Origin of the sequence: Hyphomicrobium zavarzinii ATCC 27496 (genome assembly GCF_000383415.1) — a bacterium.
In the GTDB taxonomy this organism is placed as follows: domain Bacteria; phylum Pseudomonadota; class Alphaproteobacteria; order Rhizobiales; family Hyphomicrobiaceae; genus Hyphomicrobium_C; species Hyphomicrobium_C zavarzinii.
Map to the genome: position 1 here is coordinate 278,106 of NZ_KB911259.1, position 18,000 is coordinate 296,105.

The 18,000-nt window shown below is 64.2% G+C and carries 19 protein-coding genes; 12 read left to right on the forward strand and 7 right to left on the reverse strand.

What is annotated here, in order from left to right:
- Positions 1-33: 33 nt before the first annotated feature.
- Entirely contained in the window at positions 34-867 is an 834-nt protein-coding gene (locus F812_RS0115645; protein ID WP_020086927.1) for a hypothetical protein, read from the reverse strand.
- 431 nt (positions 868-1,298) lie between these two features.
- Here F812_RS0115645 and F812_RS0115650 point away from each other — a divergent pair, with 431 nt between their 5' ends.
- Positions 1,299-1,514, forward strand: a complete 216-nt coding sequence (locus F812_RS0115650; protein WP_020086928.1) for a cold-shock protein — start codon at positions 1,299-1,301, stop codon at positions 1,512-1,514.
- 179 nt (positions 1,515-1,693) lie between these two features.
- Here F812_RS0115650 and F812_RS0115660 read toward each other — a convergent pair whose 3' ends face one another.
- On the reverse strand, positions 1,694-2,296 hold the full coding sequence (locus F812_RS0115660) for a class I SAM-dependent DNA methyltransferase (RefSeq protein ID WP_020086930.1): 603 nt from the start codon (positions 2,294-2,296) through the stop codon (positions 1,694-1,696).
- Positions 2,297-2,650: 354 nt separating this feature from the next.
- On the opposite strand from F812_RS0115660, the gene F812_RS24210 reads away from it, so the two are divergent.
- Positions 2,651-4,216: a DEAD/DEAH box helicase gene (locus tag F812_RS24210; RefSeq protein WP_020086931.1), complete on the forward strand. Its 1,566-nt coding sequence runs from the start codon at positions 2,651-2,653 to the stop codon at positions 4,214-4,216.
- Between the two features lie 118 nt (positions 4,217-4,334).
- Complete coding sequence (locus F812_RS0115670) at positions 4,335-4,553, forward strand: hypothetical protein (protein WP_020086932.1); 219 nt, start codon at positions 4,335-4,337, stop codon at positions 4,551-4,553.
- A gap of 78 nt (positions 4,554-4,631) precedes the next feature.
- Here the strand turns inward: F812_RS0115670 and F812_RS0115675 are convergent, their stop codons facing one another.
- Together F812_RS0115675 and pdxH are read right to left on the reverse strand one after the other, a co-directional pair.
- Entirely contained in the window at positions 4,632-5,678 is a 1,047-nt protein-coding gene (locus tag F812_RS0115675; RefSeq protein WP_020086933.1) for a fatty acid desaturase, read from the reverse strand.
- Positions 5,679-5,941: 263 nt separating this feature from the next.
- Positions 5,942-6,601 (reverse strand): pyridoxamine 5'-phosphate oxidase, encoded by a 660-nt coding sequence (gene pdxH / locus F812_RS27035; RefSeq protein WP_020086934.1) that lies wholly within the window; start codon positions 6,599-6,601, stop codon positions 5,942-5,944.
- Between the two features lie 183 nt (positions 6,602-6,784).
- Here pdxH and F812_RS27040 point away from each other — a divergent pair, with 183 nt between their 5' ends.
- From F812_RS27040 to F812_RS25620, 9 genes are all read left to right on the forward strand, one after another.
- Complete coding sequence (locus F812_RS27040; RefSeq protein ID WP_245257688.1) at positions 6,785-7,231, forward strand: hypothetical protein; 447 nt, start codon at positions 6,785-6,787, stop codon at positions 7,229-7,231.
- A gap of 215 nt (positions 7,232-7,446) precedes the next feature.
- The gene (gene fabI, locus F812_RS0115690) at positions 7,447-8,295 is read left to right on the forward strand and encodes an enoyl-ACP reductase FabI (protein ID WP_020665384.1); all 849 of its coding nucleotides are present in this window, start codon (positions 7,447-7,449) and stop codon (positions 8,293-8,295) included.
- Positions 8,296-8,347: 52 nt separating this feature from the next.
- Positions 8,348-8,935 (forward strand): histidine phosphatase family protein, encoded by a 588-nt coding sequence (locus F812_RS0115695; RefSeq protein WP_020086937.1) that lies wholly within the window; start codon positions 8,348-8,350, stop codon positions 8,933-8,935.
- A gap of 620 nt (positions 8,936-9,555) precedes the next feature.
- The gene (aroC, locus tag F812_RS0115700; protein ID WP_020086938.1) at positions 9,556-10,644 is read left to right on the forward strand and encodes a chorismate synthase; all 1,089 of its coding nucleotides are present in this window, start codon (positions 9,556-9,558) and stop codon (positions 10,642-10,644) included.
- Between the two features lie 156 nt (positions 10,645-10,800).
- Positions 10,801-11,454: a response regulator transcription factor gene (locus F812_RS0115705; protein ID WP_020086939.1), complete on the forward strand. Its 654-nt coding sequence runs from the start codon at positions 10,801-10,803 to the stop codon at positions 11,452-11,454.
- 2 nt (positions 11,455-11,456) lie between these two features.
- On the forward strand, positions 11,457-12,803 hold the full coding sequence (locus F812_RS0115710) for a sensor histidine kinase (protein ID WP_020086940.1): 1,347 nt from the start codon (positions 11,457-11,459) through the stop codon (positions 12,801-12,803).
- Between the two features lie 97 nt (positions 12,804-12,900).
- The gene (locus tag F812_RS0115715; RefSeq protein WP_020086941.1) at positions 12,901-13,626 is read left to right on the forward strand and encodes a glycosyltransferase family 2 protein; all 726 of its coding nucleotides are present in this window, start codon (positions 12,901-12,903) and stop codon (positions 13,624-13,626) included.
- Positions 13,623-13,931 (forward strand): lipid-A-disaccharide synthase N-terminal domain-containing protein, encoded by a 309-nt coding sequence (locus tag F812_RS24215; protein ID WP_020086942.1) that lies wholly within the window; start codon positions 13,623-13,625, stop codon positions 13,929-13,931. Before F812_RS0115715 ends, F812_RS24215 begins: the two co-directional genes overlap by 4 nt.
- 7 nt (positions 13,932-13,938) lie before the next feature.
- On the forward strand, positions 13,939-15,585 hold the full coding sequence (locus tag F812_RS25620) for an ArnT family glycosyltransferase (RefSeq protein ID WP_020086943.1): 1,647 nt from the start codon (positions 13,939-13,941) through the stop codon (positions 15,583-15,585).
- Between the two features lie 20 nt (positions 15,586-15,605).
- Here the strand turns inward: F812_RS25620 and F812_RS0115730 are convergent, their stop codons facing one another.
- The 3 genes from F812_RS0115730 to F812_RS0115745 form a co-directional block, all read right to left on the reverse strand.
- On the reverse strand, positions 15,606-15,959 hold the full coding sequence (locus F812_RS0115730; protein ID WP_020086944.1) for a hypothetical protein: 354 nt from the start codon (positions 15,957-15,959) through the stop codon (positions 15,606-15,608).
- A 233-nt stretch (positions 15,960-16,192) separates the two neighbouring features.
- Entirely contained in the window at positions 16,193-17,089 is an 897-nt protein-coding gene (locus tag F812_RS0115740) for a TatD family hydrolase (RefSeq protein WP_020086945.1), read from the reverse strand.
- Between the two features lie 30 nt (positions 17,090-17,119).
- Positions 17,120-17,992, reverse strand: a complete 873-nt coding sequence (locus F812_RS0115745; RefSeq protein WP_020086946.1) for an EboA domain-containing protein — start codon at positions 17,990-17,992, stop codon at positions 17,120-17,122.
- Positions 17,993-18,000: the final 8 nt, after the last annotated feature.

The following is an 18,000-nucleotide window of genomic DNA, read 5'->3' on the forward strand; positions in this document are numbered from 1 at the left end:
CCGAAATCAACATGTGCGCAGGAACCGCGGGACCTACTCGCCGCCCACGCGCTTGATCTGCGGAACGGGCGTGTCGTCCGCACTCTTGAGCGCCACGGTCGGCGCCGCACCGTTGTCGATGACGATTTCGGCGGACTTGATGCAGATCGGCATCCGATCCGGCTTGAACGTCTGCTTGATCTCGAACACGCCGTCGTTGTCGCGCACGGTGACGTTGGCTGCCCCCTGCGCAAGCTTCTCCACCTCGGCCTTGCCGCCGAGCCGCGCCAGATCCGTCTGCTTCAGCTTGTAGCTGACAGCTCCGGCGCGAACCGTCTCGCGCACCAGGAAATACTTGCTGCCGCGTTTCGGCGTCATCGAAGCCTTGAAGAGATCGACGATCTTGTCGGCCACGTGATCGTCGATGACCTCGCCCACCATGTCCTCGACGATGATGTCCACCGTCATCGCCTTCTTGTAGTCGGCCGAACCCGAGGCCCTGAGGCCGGGAACCACCTTTTGCAGGAGATCGAACGAGAGCCCGGCATTCGCCTGCTGCGTGTCGGAGAGCACGTAGTTCGAGATCGGCACGTCGCGCTTGAAGGTACCGAGCGCCGTGATCGCGGGATCTGCGGTGAAATCCTTCACCCGGAAATAGGTGCCGTCCTTGTCGAGGCGGTAGATCGAGCCAGCCGGGTCGAACCCGTTCGGCACCAGCGGACATTGATAGCCCTTGGGCACCCCCGGGACGAACCCCTGTGTCACGGTATCGGCGGCGGGTTTGATGGAAGCGGTATCGACGCCGGGAATGGTCTCCGCGCAGCCCGATACGACGAACGCAAGCGCGCAAAGTCCCGCGCGTCCTGCAATGCGAATAGCCGCCAGCATTTGCCTGTGCCCCTGCTCCGCTCCCCACCGGCACGATCAGTATCAGCCAGTCCGCGCACCGACAATGCGAGGCGGCGAGCTATCACCAATCGCACAGCCACTTCATCGCTTTGGCGAGAGCGTGTGACGAAACGGCGTCACGCCGGCAGCCTTCACCACTGGTTAACTTGTGCCCAAAAGGAGCACAGTTTCCGTATCTTAGCGTGTTTTCGGATAGCAATCTGATATCGCAATTGATCCTTGCTTTCGCCACAGACAGCCCGCATAACGCCGGGGCCGGTGCGCTCCGAGGTGGACGTACCCTCACAAGGTCGAATGAGAGAGCGTGCCACCGGCCGTTTGCCTTATTCCTGCATTGACTGAGATCCCGAATGACGGCGCGCCGTTCGGGACTGGCTGATCTTTTGCGCGCAAAGTGAAGGAACACCACTATGGATCGCATCACGGGCACGGTGAAGTTTTTCAACACCGCCAAGGGCTTCGGCTTCATCCAGCCGGAAGACGGCTCGAAGGACGTCTTCATCCACATCTCCGCTCTCGAGCGGGCAGGCATCAACGGCGTCTATGAGGGCGACAAGCTCTCGTTCGTCCTCGAGGACGATCGCAAGGGCCGCGGCAAGCAGGCCGGCCAGGTTCAGCTCGTCTAATTCGGCGCTGCGCCAGAATTCCAGATCCGATCGGATCGAAGCCGCCGGTGAGCAACCGGCGGCTTTTCTTTTGCGCGCCGGACCATCAGCGCTTCGGATCCCATCCGTCCGAAGCGTGGATCATCGCTCTCGCTGAAGCGCTGCAGCGCGATCCTCATTCAATCAGGACCGATCGCGCTCTACACGTGGCGCGCGAGCCAAACGGTATGGCCACCGCACGACGCATCCTCGGCCACGTGATCTACGACGTGGAAGCCGTTGGCCGAGAGCAGCGCCTCGTACTCCTCGGGCGCAAGGCTGGCGTGATAGAGCGCCTCGCCTTCGAACGAGCCGATGGCTTCACCATGGTATGGCCCGCTCGTGAACAGGAGGGCTGCACCCGGCGCCGCATGCCGATCGAAGATCGGAAACATCGCCCGCTGGTCGGCGTAGGACAGATGGAAAAAGCTGTCCCACGCGATAAGCCCGCCGAAGCGGCGGCCGAGATCCAGGCTGCGCATATCTGCGACGAGCCAGGCGTGATCGGGAAAGCGCGCCTGACAAATCTCAATGAGAGAAGCGGACGAGTCGACACCCGTCACCGGATGATCCGCTTCCACGAAATAGCGGGCGATCGGCTCCCCCGCCCCGCACCCGATGTCGAGAATCGAGCGGTCCGCGGGCAAGACGGCCCGGAACTTGTCGAGCCAGGCCCTCTCGAACAGGGAGCGCCCCCGATCGCGATCCCACGCCTCGGCGTGACGCTCGTAAAGATCGACAATCCGTGATGCGGCGGGATGCATAGCTCGACCTTCCAATTGGGCGCAGGGCACTGACGCAGACGGTTAGCAGCCGGCCAGCCGCGGCGGCACTGCGACTCCGCGGAACCCGAGATTACCTTGACTTCGCACCCGCAACATGAGACAAGCCGTTCCAACGCTTGAAAAAGTCGAGCGTATTCCGGCGCTCCAGCCGCGTGAAGGGACATGTGTCGGGCCAAAAGAGGCCCAATTCGTCCCCCTGTTGAGCGCCCTGAAAAACTCCCCATCCGACAGCCCAGGCCACGCGGGGCGTCATCGAGAAACGAGCACTGCTTCGCCGGGAATCGGCGCGGCTGCTCCGCCGCACATGCGCGGCTTCAAAAGAAAGACCACCCTTTGACATCGTTTTCAGATCTTCGCCTCGCCGAGCCGATCCTCAAGGCTCTGAACGAAGAAGGCTACACCACGCCGACGCCGATCCAGGCGAAGGCCATTCCTCCGGTGATGGAGGGCCGCAACCTGCTCGGCATCGCGCAGACGGGAACCGGCAAGACCGCGGCGTTCGCGCTGCCCATCCTCAACCGCCTCGCCGCAGACCGCCGCGCAGCACCCCGCAAGGGCTGCCGGGTGCTGGTGCTCTCGCCCACGCGTGAGCTCGCAACCCAGATCGGCGAAAGCTTCCGCGCCTACGGCCGCCACCTCGGCATCACCGTCGCCGTCGTGTTTGGCGGCGTCGCGCATCGTCCGCAGATCCAGGCTCTTTCGCGCGGCGTCGACGTGCTCGTCGCGGCACCCGGCCGCCTGCTCGATCTGATGGAGCAGCGCTGCGCCGACATCTCCGGCACCGAGATCTTCGTGCTCGATGAAGCCGACCAGATGCTGGACCTCGGCTTCGTGAAGCCCATCCGCCGGATCGTGTCGCACCTCTCGCACCGCCGCCAGAACCTGTTCTTCTCGGCCACCATGCCGAAGGAGATCGCCGGTCTCGCCGACGAGCTGCTGCAGGACCCGGTCAAGGTTTCGGTGGCACCGGTCGCGACCACCGCAGAGCGTGTCCGCCAGCGCGTGATCCATATCGAGGCCGGAAAGAAGCGCGCCCTGCTTGCCGAGCTTCTCGCAGACCCTGCCATGGAGCGCACGCTCGTCTTCACCCGCACCAAGCGCGGGGCGGACCGCGTCGCCCGCCACCTCGAAGGCGGCGGCACCAAGGTTGCGGCCATCCACGGCAACAAAAGCCAGCGCCAGCGTGAGAACGCGCTCGAGGATTTCCGCACGTCCCGCATCAAGGTGCTGGTGGCGACCGACATCGCCGCGCGCGGCATCGACATCGACCTCGTGACGCACGTCATCAACTACGAGCTTCCGGAAGTGCCGGAGGCGTACGTTCATCGCATCGGCCGCACGGCGCGCGCGGGTGCTTCGGGCATCGCCATCTCGCTCTGCGACGTCGATGAGCGCGAGCAACTCCGCGCCATCGAGCGCCTCACCCGACAGCAGATCCCCCACGAGGACCGCCGCAACGACGCCTCCATCGTCGCCGACCGCACCCCGGCGCGCCGGGACGACGGCGAGCGCACGAGCGGGGGACATCGCGGACATCGCCATCAGGGCGGCGGACGCAATCATGGCGCGGGCGAACGGGGCCGCGGTCACGGCCGCTCCGAACACGCGCACGGCGGGCACGGCCACGGCGGCGGCCGCCGCGACCATGCACGCCACGCGGATGAGCCCGTGCGCAGCAACGAAGGACAACGTCCCCAGCGCCACGGCCAGGACCGGCCCCGCGCATCGGACGCGTCCGGCTCGAGCTCGCTGCACAATGTGGGCTTCCTCGCTCGTCCCTCCTCCCACGGCCATCGCGACGGCCAGCACCGCTCGCACGGAGGCGGTGATCGCCGCGGTCAGAGCGGCTTCAACCGGCCGGCGCGCCAGGGTGCGCCGCGCAACCGCGACGCGGGCTGAGTGAGAGAGCCGCCGCCGAGGCGCGGCGGCTCACCTTCGCACGTTTGACACCGAACCGGCCGAAACGGAGGAGCCCCTCCTCCGTTCTCGGCCGGCTGCTGATCTGAAAGGACCACCGATGGCACGCAAGAAACCCAACCCGAAAGCAGAGTTCGTCCTTTTCAACGTGCTTTATCAGGACGGATCCCAGACCTCGAACCGCAAGGTTCCGAGCGATATCCTGGGCGGCCTCGACGGCGACGAGCCTGCGCGTGCCGCCATCGAGGAGCAGGACCGCGAGATCGCCGAGCGCTCCGGTCGCCCGCGCGGTCCGATCAAGTCGATCGAGCGCGCCTGATCGAGAGACGACACCAACAAATGAAAACGGCCGCTCTTCCGAGCGGCCGTTTTGCGTTGAGGCAATTACGCCGGCGATCTAAGCCAGGACCGCTTCGGACAGCGGCACCAGGCGCCGCTCCTTCTCGTCCCAGAGCCTCAGCTTCACGCACTTGAAGCTCTCCCACAGCGTAATGCGGTGCACTTCCGCGAGCTCCGGAAAGTCCTTCAGCACCTTCGGCAGGTTGTAATAGGGAATGCGGCTATAGAGGTGGTGCACGTGATGCACGCCAATGTTCGCCGTCAGCCAAGGCAGGAAGCCGGGAAGATCGTAGTGCGAGCTGCCATGGAGAGCGGCCTCGTGCACGTTCCACTCGGGCTTCTCCGCCCAGATCGTGTCCTCGAACTGGTGCTGGATGTAGAACAGCCAAACGCCGATCGACGAGCCGATCGCCACGATGGGAAGCTGCACGGCAAGAAACGCCTTCCAGCCCACCAGCCAGATCACGAGCCCGCCCAGCACCAGAAGGCCGGCGTTGGTGCCGATCACGCTGGCCCAGCTCCGCCAGTCCGCGCCGCGCAACATGCTGAACGGCAAGCGATGCTGGATCATGAACAGAAGCGGCGGCCCGATGCCGAACAGGACGATCGGGTGGCGGTACGTGCGATAGAGGAACCGGCGGAACGGCGAGAGCGCCGCATACTCGCGCACCGTGAGCGTATCGATGTCGCCCGTGCCGCGATCGTCGAGGCTGCCGTGCGTCGCATGGTGGATGGCGTGGCTGCGCTTCCACGCGTCGTAGGGCGTCAGCGTCAGCACGCCCATCGCCCGGCCGACCCAGTCATTGGTCAGCTTCTTGCGGAAGAGCGCGCCGTGGCCGCAGTCATGCTGAATTAGGAACAGGCGCACGAGAAAGAACGCCGCCGGAACGGCGATGAGAAGCGTGAGCCAATAACCGATATCGAGCGCGGCCCAGGCCGCTGCCCAAAGTGCGATGAACGGAACGAGGGTGATGAAAACCTCGAACGTGCTGCGCGCCGGATCCGGATGACGATAGCGCTGCAGGATCTCGATCCAGTCGCGCGCCTTCTGCGGCTGCGCCGACGTACCGGACGCGGATGCGCCGGACGCGAGAGTATGTGCCAAGTATCCCCCCGTGGAATTCGCGGTCGAGCGCGCCCGCCGAGGCGACTCCCCACTAGTTGTCGGGGCACACTTGCAGGACGCCACGGCTTCCGCAAGTGGGGCGCGGCATATTCCACTGTGGCCGTCTAGAAAATGACATAGCCCAGCGCGGTCTGCGGCCCATTATTGATGCACCGCACGCAAACACGACAATTGAACGGCTGTATTTCGGCGCTGCGCCACACAAAACTGCAACAGTCTGCAAAGAAGACCCGGCGGCCGCGTCAAGGATAGAGACGCGTCTTGCTCCACGGTTCGGACGCGCCCGCGCGGCGGAACACGACCCTGTCGTGCAGGCGGAACGGGCGGTCGTGCCAAAGCTCGATTTGCACCGGCGTGACCCGGAAGCCCGACCAGTGAGGAGGGCGCGGGATTTCTCCGATACCGAATTGCGTCGTGTAGAGTGCCACCTTTTTCTCCAGCGCGAACCGGCTTTCGAGCGGGCGCGATTGATCGGAGGCCCATGCGCCAATGCGAGAGAGCCGTGGCCGCGACGCGAAATATTCGTCCGCCTCCTCGGCGGTAACGGGCGTTACACTGCCCCGCACCCGCACCTGCCGCCTTAGCGTCTTCCAGTGAAACAGCAGGGCGGCGCGCGGAACTTGCGCGAGCTCCTCGCCCTTCGCGCTGCCGAGGTTCGTAAAGAAGACGAACCCGCGATCCGGCCGCTCCGGACCATCTAGCCCTTTGAGCAGCACCATGCGCACGTCCGGCAAGCCGGACGCATCGACTGTGGCAAGTGCCATGGCGTTCGGATCGTTGGGCTCGGTCCGCGTCGCATCCTGAAGCCACGCCTCGAACAGCGAAAAAGGATCGTCCTCGGCGGTGAAGTCGGCCTCTCCCTTCGCGCCCTCTGCCCCCGCCTCGATCGAATTCTCAGCCACGCCGTTCCCTTCCTGTCCGTTGCCCGCCGTTGCCGGCCTTTTTCCGATACCCGCTGACGGATGCCGGCTCCACCCCAAATTTTGGGACGCAGCTTTAGCACCTTTTAACCATGACGGCACACAATGGACCGGCTGGCCCCGTAGTGGCCTGCCGTGTTTGTTGTGTTGTGGAGTTGGCCTGTCATGCGTCACGCCCCCGTGCTGGAGACTTGTGCCCTGACCGCTGCGACCGCCTTGATGCTGGCGGCCTCGGTCCTTCTCGCGGACGATTTCGCCCACGCCGGCGAGCGCCCGTCCGACGAGGCTAGATGCACCTGTCCGGACGCCCAGCAAAAAGCCACACGCCCAAAATTCGCAGACTTCAACCGCGCCCTGGACGAGGCCGACGAGATCGCGGCGCTGGAGAGCATCCAGGTCGGGCTTTCCCGCATGGATGACGGCACACCCTTCGTCTGGCGCCGCCCCAACGGACGCCTCTCCGGCATCGTTCGCCCGACCGTTTCCTTCCGCAACGCAAACGGCTCGGTCTGCCGTCACGTGGTGGTGCTTCTCACCACCGGATACAAGACCCGGACCGCCGAAGGCATCGCCTGCCGCATGCCGAACCGCCGCTGGGTGCTCGAGGGCTGAGCGCCAATGTCGCATCGGCTCGTAAAGAATTAAAACCATAAGACTCTGAAATTTAACGACATCCAGCGCTGAACTCTCAGTACGGCCCCGCTCGCGCGCGTCCAAATGGTAACGCCGTAAAGTTCGCAGGGGGCTTCGCCAAGCGGCCATCTGGACCAGCAATTCCTTTTGTGTAGGATGCGCGCAAATTTCAGAGACCAAGGGAACGCGGGCACATGACCGAGAAGGCGGCTGATGTGGAACAACTTGCCGGCACGCTAATGGCCGGTAAGCGCGGCCTCATCATGGGGGTTGCAAACAACCGCTCGATCGCCTGGGGCATAGCTAAAGCGGCCGTCGCGCAAGGCGCCGAGGTTGCCCTCACCTATCAGGGCGACGCCCTGAAGAAGCGCGTCGAGCCTTTGGCCGCCGAGCTCGGCTCGAAGGTCGTGCTTCCCTGCGATGTCTCCGATACCGCCTCCGTCGACGCGCTGTTTGCGGAGCTGAGCCGCGTGTGGGGCCGCCTGGACTTCCTCGTCCATGCCATCGCCTTCTCCGACAAGAACGAGCTCGACGGCCGTTATGTCGACACGAGCGAAGCAAACTTTACCCAGACCATGCTCGTCTCCTGCTTCTCGCTGACCGCGCTCGCCCAGCGCGCCGAGAAGCTGATGACCAACGGCGGCTCCATCATCACCCTCACCTACTACGGCGCCGAGAAGGTGATGCCGCACTATAACGTCATGGGCGTCGCCAAGGCCGCGCTCGAAGCTTCCGTGCGCTACCTCGCGGCCGATCTCGGCAAGAACGCCATCCGCGTGAACGCCATCTCCGCTGGCCCAATCAAGACGCTCGCGGCCTCCGGCATCTCGGACTTCCGCTACATTCTGCGCTGGAACGAGTACAATTCCCCGCTCCGCCGCACGGTCACGATCGAGGATGTCGGCGGCGCCGGCGTCTATCTTCTGTCCGATCTCTCGAAGGGCGTCACCGGCGAGGTTCATCACGTGGACGCCGGCTACCACGTCCAGGGCATGAAGAACGAGGATGCGCCCGACATATCGGTTGTGAAGAACGACGGCTGATGCCGACCGGCAGAGGCCGATCTCGCCGAAGCACCGGACGCCAGATCACGTCATGCCGGATCACCCGACGATTTACTTCATTCGCCACGGCGAGACCGACTGGAACCGTGACCGGCGTTACCAGGGCCAGCGCGACATTCCCTTGAACGAGACCGGACGCGCCCAGGCCCGCCGCAACGGCGAGACGCTGCGCGCGTTCCTGCCTGCGATCAGAGAGGCGGGCTTCCTCGCAAGCCCGCTCAGCCGCGCGCGAGAGACCATGGAGATCGTGCGCAGCGCGCTGGATCTGCCGCCCGAGGGATACGAAACCGACCCGCGCCTCATGGAATTGTCTTACGGCGCCTGGGAAGGCACCCTGCAGGACGATCTCCGGGCTCAAGATCCCGCAGGCTTCGCCGAGCGTACCCAGGACCCCTTCCGATGGCGGCCCGAGCAGGGAGAGAGCTATGCCGATCTGCTCGACCGCGTGAGGCTCTGGAGCGAAACTCTCACGCGCGATTGCGTGGTCGTCTCCCATGGCGGCATCTCGCGCTGCCTGCGTGCCCATCTCCTGGGACTGGATCCGGAGCTGATCCCCGGCCTTGAAAGCCCCCAGGACCGCATCCTCGTGCTCACGGGCGGAACCATGCGCTGGCTCTGAGCCACCCAAAGAAAAAGGGAGCCAGAGCAGCGGCGCTCCAGCTCCCTTCTATGCAATAGACATAGGTGCGGACATCTCGACCCGGTTGCTCAGACCGGAAGGAACCGTCCGCTGAACGCAGAAACGCACACAAGCAAACGCACAAAACAATACCCCGGCTAGGCCGGGCGCGCCTGAACACGCCTCATGCAGCCTCCTTTCGACCGGCGCACAACACTCAGGCACTCTGCCTGATTACCTGCGTCGCGGCCGAGCGCAAAATAAATACGAGTGAAAGGGATTGTTTCGAATCCATCAGGGATCGAGCCGGCACAGCGCACGATCCCGCTTGTAGATGCCATCACCGGAAAAAGAATTATATTTTCAAGTAACTATGAGCCATCGAGCGGCTTCGCGGCAGCCGCGTCAGGCCGTGCACGGCCCATCGCGCCGAAATTCTCGCCCGCTTGAGAAGAGGCCTCTTAGCAAAGCCTGACTGAGCGCGGCGCGGCGCGCTTGCTGTAGGCGCGCTCGGCACTTATGACAGGATGTCATTGACTGGTGCGCGAGTTGTGGATGCGATCTGCTGTCATCAGCATCGGTGCATCCCGCCCGTCCGCCACCTTCCAGCAGCGGCTTCCATGTCACACAACACCTTCGGCCATCTTTTCCGCATGACCACCTGGGGCGAAAGCCATGGGCCCGCCATCGGCTGCGTCGTCGATGGCTGCCCGCCGGGCATTCCGATCACAGCCGAGGAAATCCAAGTCCAACTGAACCGGCGCAAACCCGGACAGTCGCGCTTCACCACCCAGCGCCGTGAAGCCGACGCGGTGGAGATACTCTCCGGCGTCTTCCCCGATGCCAGCGGCGAGCAGGTGACGACCGGAACGCCGATCTCCCTGCTGATCCATAACACTGACCAGCGCAGCAAGGACTACGGCGAGATCAAGGATGCGTTTCGCCCCGGCCATGCCGACATCACCTACTGGTCCAAGTACGGCATCCGGGATTTCCGTGGCGGCGGGCGCTCCTCGGCGCGCGAGACGGCCATGCGCGTCGCAGCAGGCGCGATCGCGCGCAAGGTGCTGGGCGCGGGCGTCGTGATCCGTGGCGCCCTCATCCAGATCGGTGAGCACAAGGTCGACCGCTCCCGCTGGGACTGGGAAACGGTGGACACAAATCCGTTCTTCAGCCCCGACCCCGGCATGGTGCCGGAATGGACCCACTATCTCGACAGCGTGCGCAAGAACGGCTCGTCCGTCGGCGCCGTGGTGGAGGTAGTGGCGGAGGGCGTACCCGCCGGTCTCGGCGCACCCCTTTACGCCAAGCTCGACCAGGACCTCGCCTCCGCGATGATGAGCATCAACGCGGTGAAGGGCGTCGAGATCGGTGCGGGCATGGCGGCCGCGGAGCTGACAGGCGAGGCCAACGCCGACGAGATCCGTATCGGCAACGACGGCAAGCCGCGCTTCTTGTCCAACCACGCCGGCGGCATCCTGGGCGGCATCTCCACCGGCCAGCCGATCGTGTGCCGGTTCGCCGTGAAACCGACCTCCTCCATCCTGACCCCGCGTCAGACCATCGACACGCAGGGTCACGAGACGGAAATCGTCACCAAAGGCCGCCACGATCCCTGTGTCGGCATCCGCGCGGTTCCGGTTGGAGAGGCCATGATGGCGCTGGTTCTGGCCGATCACCTGCTGCGCCACCGCGCCCAATGCGGCTGAAGGCACCGCCGCCGCGCTCACATACCCCTGACTGAACATGATAAAACGGGAGTGCGTCGAAGACGCGCTCCCGCGCCCCCTTTTTAACATATGGCCGCTCCATTCAGCTTCGTGTCAGTTTGGGCAAGGAAGGATCTCCGGACAACGGGGGCGACCATGCGAATTCTCCTGATCGAAGACGAGCCGCTGCTGGGCGAAGCCGTGGCGACCCACTTGAAGAAAACTCACGCCGTCGACTGGATGCAGACGCTCGACGATGGCGCCCAAGCCATCGAGACGGTGAGCTATGACCTCATGCTGCTCGATCTGAACCTTCCGGACGGTCACGGCCTCAACTTTCTGCGCAGCATCCGCAAATCGGGGCGCCCGCTTCCCGTCATCGTCATCACGGCCCGCGATCAGATCCGCGACCGTATCGACGGTCTCAACGCCGGCGCCGACGACTATGTCGTGAAGCCGTTCGACCTCGACGAGCTGAGCGCACGCATCTTCGCGGTTCAGCGGCGCGCCTCCGCGCTGCCGAACCCGCGCCAGCGTATCGGCGCCATCGAGGTCGACCAGGCTGCGCGAAAAGTCTGGCGTGATGGCGAGGAATTGCAGCTCACCGCGCGCGAGTGGGCGCTCCTCGACTCGTTCATGCACCGCCTGGGCACCATCGTCTCCAAGAGCAAACTGGAAGAGGTCCTCTACGGCTTCGGATCCGAGATCGAGAGCAACGCCGTGGAAGTCTACGTCAGCCGCCTTCGCAAGAAGCTCGGCAGCAACTCCATCCGCACCTTGCGCGGCCTCGGCTATCGGATGGATCGATAGCCATGGCCCAATGGTCCATCAAAGGCCGTCTGATCAAGTCGCTGATCGTTCTGGTCGGTCTGTTCTGGATTTCGGGAGTTCTGATCGCCGGCCTGGTGGTGCATCACGAGATCGACGAGGTGTTCGATAGTGCACTCCGCGAAACCGCCGAGCAGATCATTCCGGTGGCGCTCGAGGACTACCGGCTGGAGCAGGCTGGGAGCACCGGGAAATCATCCGCCGGAAGGCCCATTTCCACGCGCGTCGGAAAAGGTCATGTGCACTACCGGCTGCGCGCTGCGGACGGCACCATCCTCGCGGAATCGAGCGCACCGGCCATCTCCCCGGTGCTCCCCGTCAAAAAAGGCTTCCGGAGCAGCGGAGGATTCCGCTACTACACGCGATACATCAAGGACAGGGACCTCTGGATCGAAGTCGTCCAGGATCTGTTCGAGCGCCGGGAGACGGCGATAGGCATCTGGATCAGCCTGTCCTCCCCTCTGCTTGCCCTGTTGCCGTTCGCGGCTCTTGCCGTCTATCGCACCATCGGACGCGCGACGGCGCCCATATCCCTCGTGTCGAGCGAGCTCGAAGCCCGAGGCGGCGACTATCTCGAGCCGATCCAGAACGCCGGGCTCCCGAGCGAGATCGCGCCCGTGGTCGACGCGATCAATACCCTGATGGCCCGCCTGAAGAGGGCAATCGAATCCGAGCGGGAATTCGCCGCGAACGCAGCTCACGAGCTTCGCAATCCCATCGCGTCCGCGCGCGCGCAAGTTCAGGTTCTAGCGAGCAGGCTCGTGGGATCGAGCGAGCAAGCGCGCGCCGAGAACATCGCGTCCCAATTGGGACAGCTCGGCCGCAGGATCGAGAAGCTTCTCGAGATGTCTCGGGCGGCAGCCGGACTTGGTCATTCGCGCGAGCGCAGCGACCTCAACGTGATCGCCCATCTGCTGGTGGACGAGTACAAACACCGCCCGGACGTCGACGGCCGGATCCACCTTCACCTCGCCAACGACGCCGGGTGCAGAGTAGCCATGGATCAGGACGCGCTTGCGATCGTGCTGCGGAATGCGCTGGAAAATGCCGTCGTGCATGGGGATAGAGACCAGCCGATCGATGTTCACGTGGGCACCGATCATGCCATTCGCATCGTCAACGCATGCCCGCCGGTCGCACCTGAAACGCTCGCCGAGCTCAAGAACCGGTTTCGGCGCGGACGTGCGCCTGTCAATACCGGCAGCGGATTGGGGCTCGCCATCGTCGATACCATCATGCGACAGGCGGATGGATCGGTAACGCTGCTGTCTCCGGCGCAGGGCCGCAGCGATGGCTTTGAGATCGTTCTGAAATTTCCGGCCGCCCTTTGACGCCCAAATAATCGCCGGGTTTGTAAGCTTGTAGTCAGCTTCGCGAGCCACAAACACGCCCAGCCCGCACACGTGCGGAGACCTTGGGGGTCAAGCCATGTTCGTGACCGTCGTCTTGCCCGCCTACAATGAGGCGGAGTGCATCGGCCGTCTGCTTCGCGAGATCCGCGACGAGATGGACCACCTGCCGATCCGCGAGATCGTTGTCGTCGACGACGGAAGTGACGACGCCACCGCCGAGCGCGCCATCGCGGAAGCGAGCGGCATCGAAAATCTTCGCGTGCTGAGACACGGCCGCCGGCAAGGCCAGAGCCGCGCCCTGCTTACCGGCATCCGAGCGGCAAGCAACGAGCTGATCGTCACGCTCGACGCCGACGGCCAGAACAACCCCGCGGACCTTCACACCGTTTTTCAGCGCTACATCGAAGCACAATCGCGAACGCCGCGCCTGATGATCGCAGGGCAGAGACGCAAGCGCCGCGACACGTTCGTGCGCCGCATCTCGTCTCGCATCGCCAACGGCGTGCGTTCCGCGATGCTCCATGACGAGGTGCGCGACACCGGATGCAGCCTGAAACTGTTCCGGCGCGACGACTTCCTCGAGCTTCCCTTCTTCGACCACATCCACCGCTTCATCCCCGCGATGATGAAAGCGTCGGGCGTCAAGATCGTGCTTGTCGACGTCGATCATCGCCCACGTTCCGGAGGCAAGTCGAAGTATGGCCTGTGGGATCGCCTCTGGGTCGGCATTCACGACCTGATCGGCGTGCGCTGGCTCGTGAAAAGGCAGATCGCAAAGGTCGAGATGGAGGAGATGCTATGATCGGTTATTTCTCCAATCCGGAGCACGTCTGGCTCTGCATCGGCCTCGTCGGCCAATCACTTTTCTTCATGCGATTTTTCGTTCAATGGATTGCGTCCGAGCGGCGGCGCGAATCCGTGATCCCGACCGCATTCTGGTATTTCAGCCTGTCGGGTGGCGCCGTACTTCTGGCTTACGCGATCTGGCGGCAGGATCCTATCTTCATCATCGGCCAGGCCACCGGCCTCTTCATTTACTGCCGCAACCTCTATTTCGTCACGGGCGCGTCGAGCCGCGCCGCGCCCGCCATGCAGACGGCGAGATAGGCATCCCTTGCAGTACAAGCCGTCCATCGAGCGGACCGCGCTCGCGATCCTGCTCGGCCTGCTGATCGCGCTGCTCGTCGTCGTCACGACGCTGCCTGCGTTTCCGGTGGATGAAACGCGCTACCTCACCGTCGCGTGGGAAATGCGCGCGAGCGGCAACTGGGCCCTCCCCACGCTCAACTTCGAGCCCTACTCTCACAAGCCGCCTCTCCTCTTCTGGCTCATCAATCTCCTCTGGTCTCTCCTCGGCGAGCAGGTGTGGGTCGCACGCCTCGTCGGCGTGTTGAGCTTCATCGCCGTTCTGATCCTTGCGCACCGGCTCGAGGGGGACCTCGCCGCGACGGAGACGGCAGAGGCTGAACGCCCCGCCACCAGCGTTCTCCTGCTGGCGGGATTTCCGGTGTTCATCGCCTTCGGCTTCTCGATCATGTTCGACATGCTGCTGACGGCCTGCGTCGTGGCAGCCCTGCTCGCGCTCTGGCACGCCGGACGATACGGAGACCGGCGCGCGTGGGCCGCGTTCGCCATAAGCATGGGTGCGGGCCTCCTCGCCAAGGGGCCGGTCGCGTTGCTGACCCTGCTCCTCGTTGCACTTCTCGGACCGCTCTGGATCGCACCGGAGCAACGCCCACGCTGGTACCTCAAGGTGGCAGCGGCCGTCGCTATCGGAGGCACCATGGTCCTCGGATGGGCCTTGCGCGCGGCATACCTCGGTGGACCCGAGTATGCCGAAATGATCTTCTGGAAGCAGTCCGCAGGCCGCATCTCTTCGTCTTTCGCCCATGCCCGGCCCTTCTGGTTCTACATACCCGTTCTCACCATCTTCCTGCTTCCGGTGATCCTCTGGCGGCCCCTGCGCGATGGCGTGCGCAAAGTCGCCGCCGCGAGCTCACCTGCTCGCAATTTCCTGCTCGCTTGGATCATCCCGCCGTTCATCGGGCTGAGCCTCATCAGCGGCAAGCAGCCCCACTATCTCCTGCCGCTCATTCCGGGCATCGCGATCCTGGTCGCGCTCGGGATGCAGAAAACCGAATTCCGCCCGCGCGACCGGACGGAGCTAATCGCCGTCGCCGGCGTCTCCGCCACGATGGTTGTCGTGCTGTCGATCGTTGGGACCAGCCTCCTGCCGCAAGAAGGCATCCTCGAAGCGGTTCAACACTTGAGTCTCCCATGGGCGATCTTGATCGCCGTAGATATATTTGCAGCCATCTATCTTCTCGCCCGGTCCATACGTGGCGCTCTGATCGGCATCGCTATTGCAAACGTGATCGCCATGATGAGCGCGCTCGCCATCGGCCGCAGCACGATCGCGAAGCTCTACGACCTCCAGCCGATGGCCGACGTGCTCGCCACTCACGCCGGTTCGCCGATCGCGGCGGCGCAAAAAACACGCGGCGAGTTCGGCTTCCTCGCGCGGCTCCAATCGCCCCTCATCATCGTACCGGAAGAGAATATCGCCTGTTGGCTTGCAAAAACACCCCGCAGCCTGGCAATCATGCGCACGCAGGTTGACGCCGATGTGCCGGCCTATCGCACTGTCTACCGGCAGCCTTATCGGGCCAATGATGCACTGCTGATCATCGAGAGCGACGGAAAGACCGCCTGCACCAACGGCGATGCCGTGCCGATCACAAAGGGCACGGCCGAAGAGTGAGCGGAGGGCGAACCTGCCGCCTAGATGTCGGGCTGCGAGGCGCGCTCGCGCAAGACGCGCTTGCAGGTTTCCCGCCACGCCTCTTTCGTCATATGCGTGTCTTTATCCCACGTGCTGATGCAGTGCTCGAGCTCGTCGTTCGAAACGGCGTTCGACGATGGCGGCGGCTCACGCAGTAACGGCTCGCTCATGTCATCCGGCTCGTAGTTGCGCGTACCTTTCCTCCCCGCGACAGGCACGACGGCGCGCTCGTCCGTAGCGGAGTCGTAGGTCCTCGAGAGCGCGGATAGCACAGGCGTCACGGCGAAGGGAGCTGACAGAGAGAACGCCGCGAACAGGCAGAAGCAGACTGCAGACGACCGGTGGCACCACATGATGGACCTCCAACAAGCCCGAGACGCGCGAAGTCCACCCGCTTCGCCGACACACAGCCCCCCCAGAGATCTAAAGACAGCGAAGCTTTGCGCCACAGGCTCCCGCACGCAAGGGCTCGGCTGCGGATAGAATTTATTTTTTGCTCCATCGCTCGACTACCCGCGATGGTAAACAGCGAGCAGCGCGCTGAACTTGGTAAAGAGGCGGCGCGAGCCGAGCGCGATGGGGAGCCTCACCCGGCGTCTTTAGTGACCACACGCGGCGCCTGTCCTCCGCGCAGCACCGTATTCCCCTGATAGAGGGTGCGCTGGTCGATCGGCGGCGGCGAGAGCCAGTCGTCCTCGCTCATCTGGCCGCTCTTGCCATAGACCGCCAGGGCGTTCGCATAGGTGACAAGGCGGATGGCCTCCGCGGTGAGACCTTGATCCGCCATGAGCTGCGCCGTCTTCGGCACCGAAAGCGGATCCGACACCCCCCAATCGCAAGCCGAATCCACGATGAGCCGCTCCGGCCCATAGGTCTTGACCAGCGAGACCATCCGCTCCGCGGTCATCTTCGAATGCGGATAGATGGAGAAGGCGGCCCAGAAGCCGCGATCCTTCACTTCCCCGATCGTCTCCTCGTTGACGTGGTCGATGACGACCCGCGAAGGATCGACTTTGTGCTCCAGGATGACATCCATCGAGCGCGACGCGCCACGCTTCTTGTCGCGATGCGGCGTGTGGATCATCACGGGAAGATCGAGATCGCGCGCCAGGTCCAGCTGCAGGCGGAAATATTTGTCCTCGAGCGCGGTCTGCTCGTCGTAGCCGATCTCGCCGATGGCGACGACACCCTCCTTGGTCGCGAATGAGGGCAGGATCTCCATCACGCCTTCCGCCAGCGCCTCGTTGTTCGCCTCCTTCGAATTGAGACCGATGCAGCAATAGTGGCGCACCCCGAACTGCCCGGCGCGAAAGCGCTCGAAGCCCAGAATGTGTGAGAGGTAATCCTTGTAGCTGCCGACGTTGGTGCGGGCCTGCCCGATCCAGAACGCGGGCTCGATGACGGCGACAACCCCCGCGCTCGCCATGGCTTCATAGTCGTTCGTCGTGCGCGAGATCATGTGAGCGTGGGGATCGATGTACATCGGAGGTCTCCAAACGAGTGTCGTGAGAGGTCAGGCTATCATGGTCCAGGTGAGGCGCCCGTCGCGGGCAGCGGCGGCGAGATCGGGGGCAGCTTCGAGCGCGGCCTTCGCGGACGGATGCGGCGACTCGGAAAGGGCGAGCGCCGCCCCGCCCCGCTCGGCCTCGGAGCCATCGCACAGGATGGAGGCGAGCATCGCGATCTCCGCCCCCTCCAGGAAGGGCGCAACGCAGCGCCACAGCTCCGGCGAGATGGTGCGGCCGGCCGCTCGCCGCTCGGCGGCGTAATCGATCAACATGCGCGCAAGATCAGCGTTGCGGCGCGCATCCAGCCCCTGGATGGGCCAGAGGCGGCTGCCGATGAACAGCGTCTTCACCACCATCTGGTTCCACTGCGCATCGCTGAACTGCTCGCGCGGATAGGGATTGCGATGAGCGACAGCCTCGAAAATCGGCTGCATGGCCGAGCGGACACCCTCCGCCGCATGAGAAACCAAGCGAGCGGGAGCGGGAAAGAGCGGCAGGCCCCGCAAAAGCGCGATCTGCTCGCCGATCTCCGCCGCGGCGAGTATTCGGTCGAAGGCCCCGGCAAAGGCGGCCTCCTCGCCCCGGAAGCTCGCGAGAACAAAGAGAATGCGCGCCGCCTGATCCACGCTCCAGCCCGTCGCATCGAGGTCAGGGCGGATTTCCCGTCCAGCCTCCTGCTCGGCAAACGAGAGCGCGAGATCGTCCTTGCCCACCTTGCGCGGCGCAAGCCCGATCGCGATCCCGAGTTGAAGGGGCCGCTCTCCCCCTTCGATGAGCGCGATCTGCTGATCGAGCCAGCCGAGCGCCTCCGGGGAGAGACGCGAGGCGAGCCATCCATGAAGCAGCGCTTTGGCTCTCTCGACCTGTGTCATATCCATGCCCGTGC

Bases quoted from the DNA above. Each gene is read 5' to 3' on its own strand.
- F812_RS0115650 (WP_020086928.1), top strand. From the start codon at position 1,299: ATGGATCGCATCACGGGCACGGTGAAGTTTTTCAACACCGCCAAGGGC.
- aroC (WP_020086938.1), top strand. From the start codon at position 9,556: ATGTCACACAACACCTTCGGCCATCTTTTCCGCATGACCACCTGGGGC.
- F812_RS0115745 (WP_020086946.1), bottom strand. From the start codon at position 17,992: ATGGATATGACACAGGTCGAGAGAGCCAAAGCGCTGCTTCATGGATGG.
- F812_RS0115695 (WP_020086937.1), top strand. From the start codon at position 8,348: ATGCCGGATCACCCGACGATTTACTTCATTCGCCACGGCGAGACCGAC.
- F812_RS0115660 (WP_020086930.1), bottom strand. From the start codon at position 2,296: ATGCATCCCGCCGCATCACGGATTGTCGATCTTTACGAGCGTCACGCC.
- F812_RS0115705 (WP_020086939.1), top strand. From the start codon at position 10,801: ATGCGAATTCTCCTGATCGAAGACGAGCCGCTGCTGGGCGAAGCCGTG.
- fabI (WP_020665384.1), top strand. From the start codon at position 7,447: ATGACCGAGAAGGCGGCTGATGTGGAACAACTTGCCGGCACGCTAATG.
- F812_RS0115730 (WP_020086944.1), bottom strand. From the start codon at position 15,959: ATGTGGTGCCACCGGTCGTCTGCAGTCTGCTTCTGCCTGTTCGCGGCG.
- F812_RS0115740 (WP_020086945.1), bottom strand. From the start codon at position 17,089: ATGTACATCGATCCCCACGCTCACATGATCTCGCGCACGACGAACGAC.
- F812_RS0115670 (WP_020086932.1), top strand. From the start codon at position 4,335: ATGGCACGCAAGAAACCCAACCCGAAAGCAGAGTTCGTCCTTTTCAAC.
- F812_RS0115645 (WP_020086927.1), bottom strand. From the start codon at position 867: ATGCTGGCGGCTATTCGCATTGCAGGACGCGCGGGACTTTGCGCGCTT.
- F812_RS0115710 (WP_020086940.1), top strand. From the start codon at position 11,457: ATGGCCCAATGGTCCATCAAAGGCCGTCTGATCAAGTCGCTGATCGTT.
- F812_RS27040 (WP_245257688.1), top strand. From the start codon at position 6,785: ATGCGTCACGCCCCCGTGCTGGAGACTTGTGCCCTGACCGCTGCGACC.
- F812_RS24215 (WP_020086942.1), top strand. From the start codon at position 13,623: ATGATCGGTTATTTCTCCAATCCGGAGCACGTCTGGCTCTGCATCGGC.
- F812_RS0115715 (WP_020086941.1), top strand. From the start codon at position 12,901: ATGTTCGTGACCGTCGTCTTGCCCGCCTACAATGAGGCGGAGTGCATC.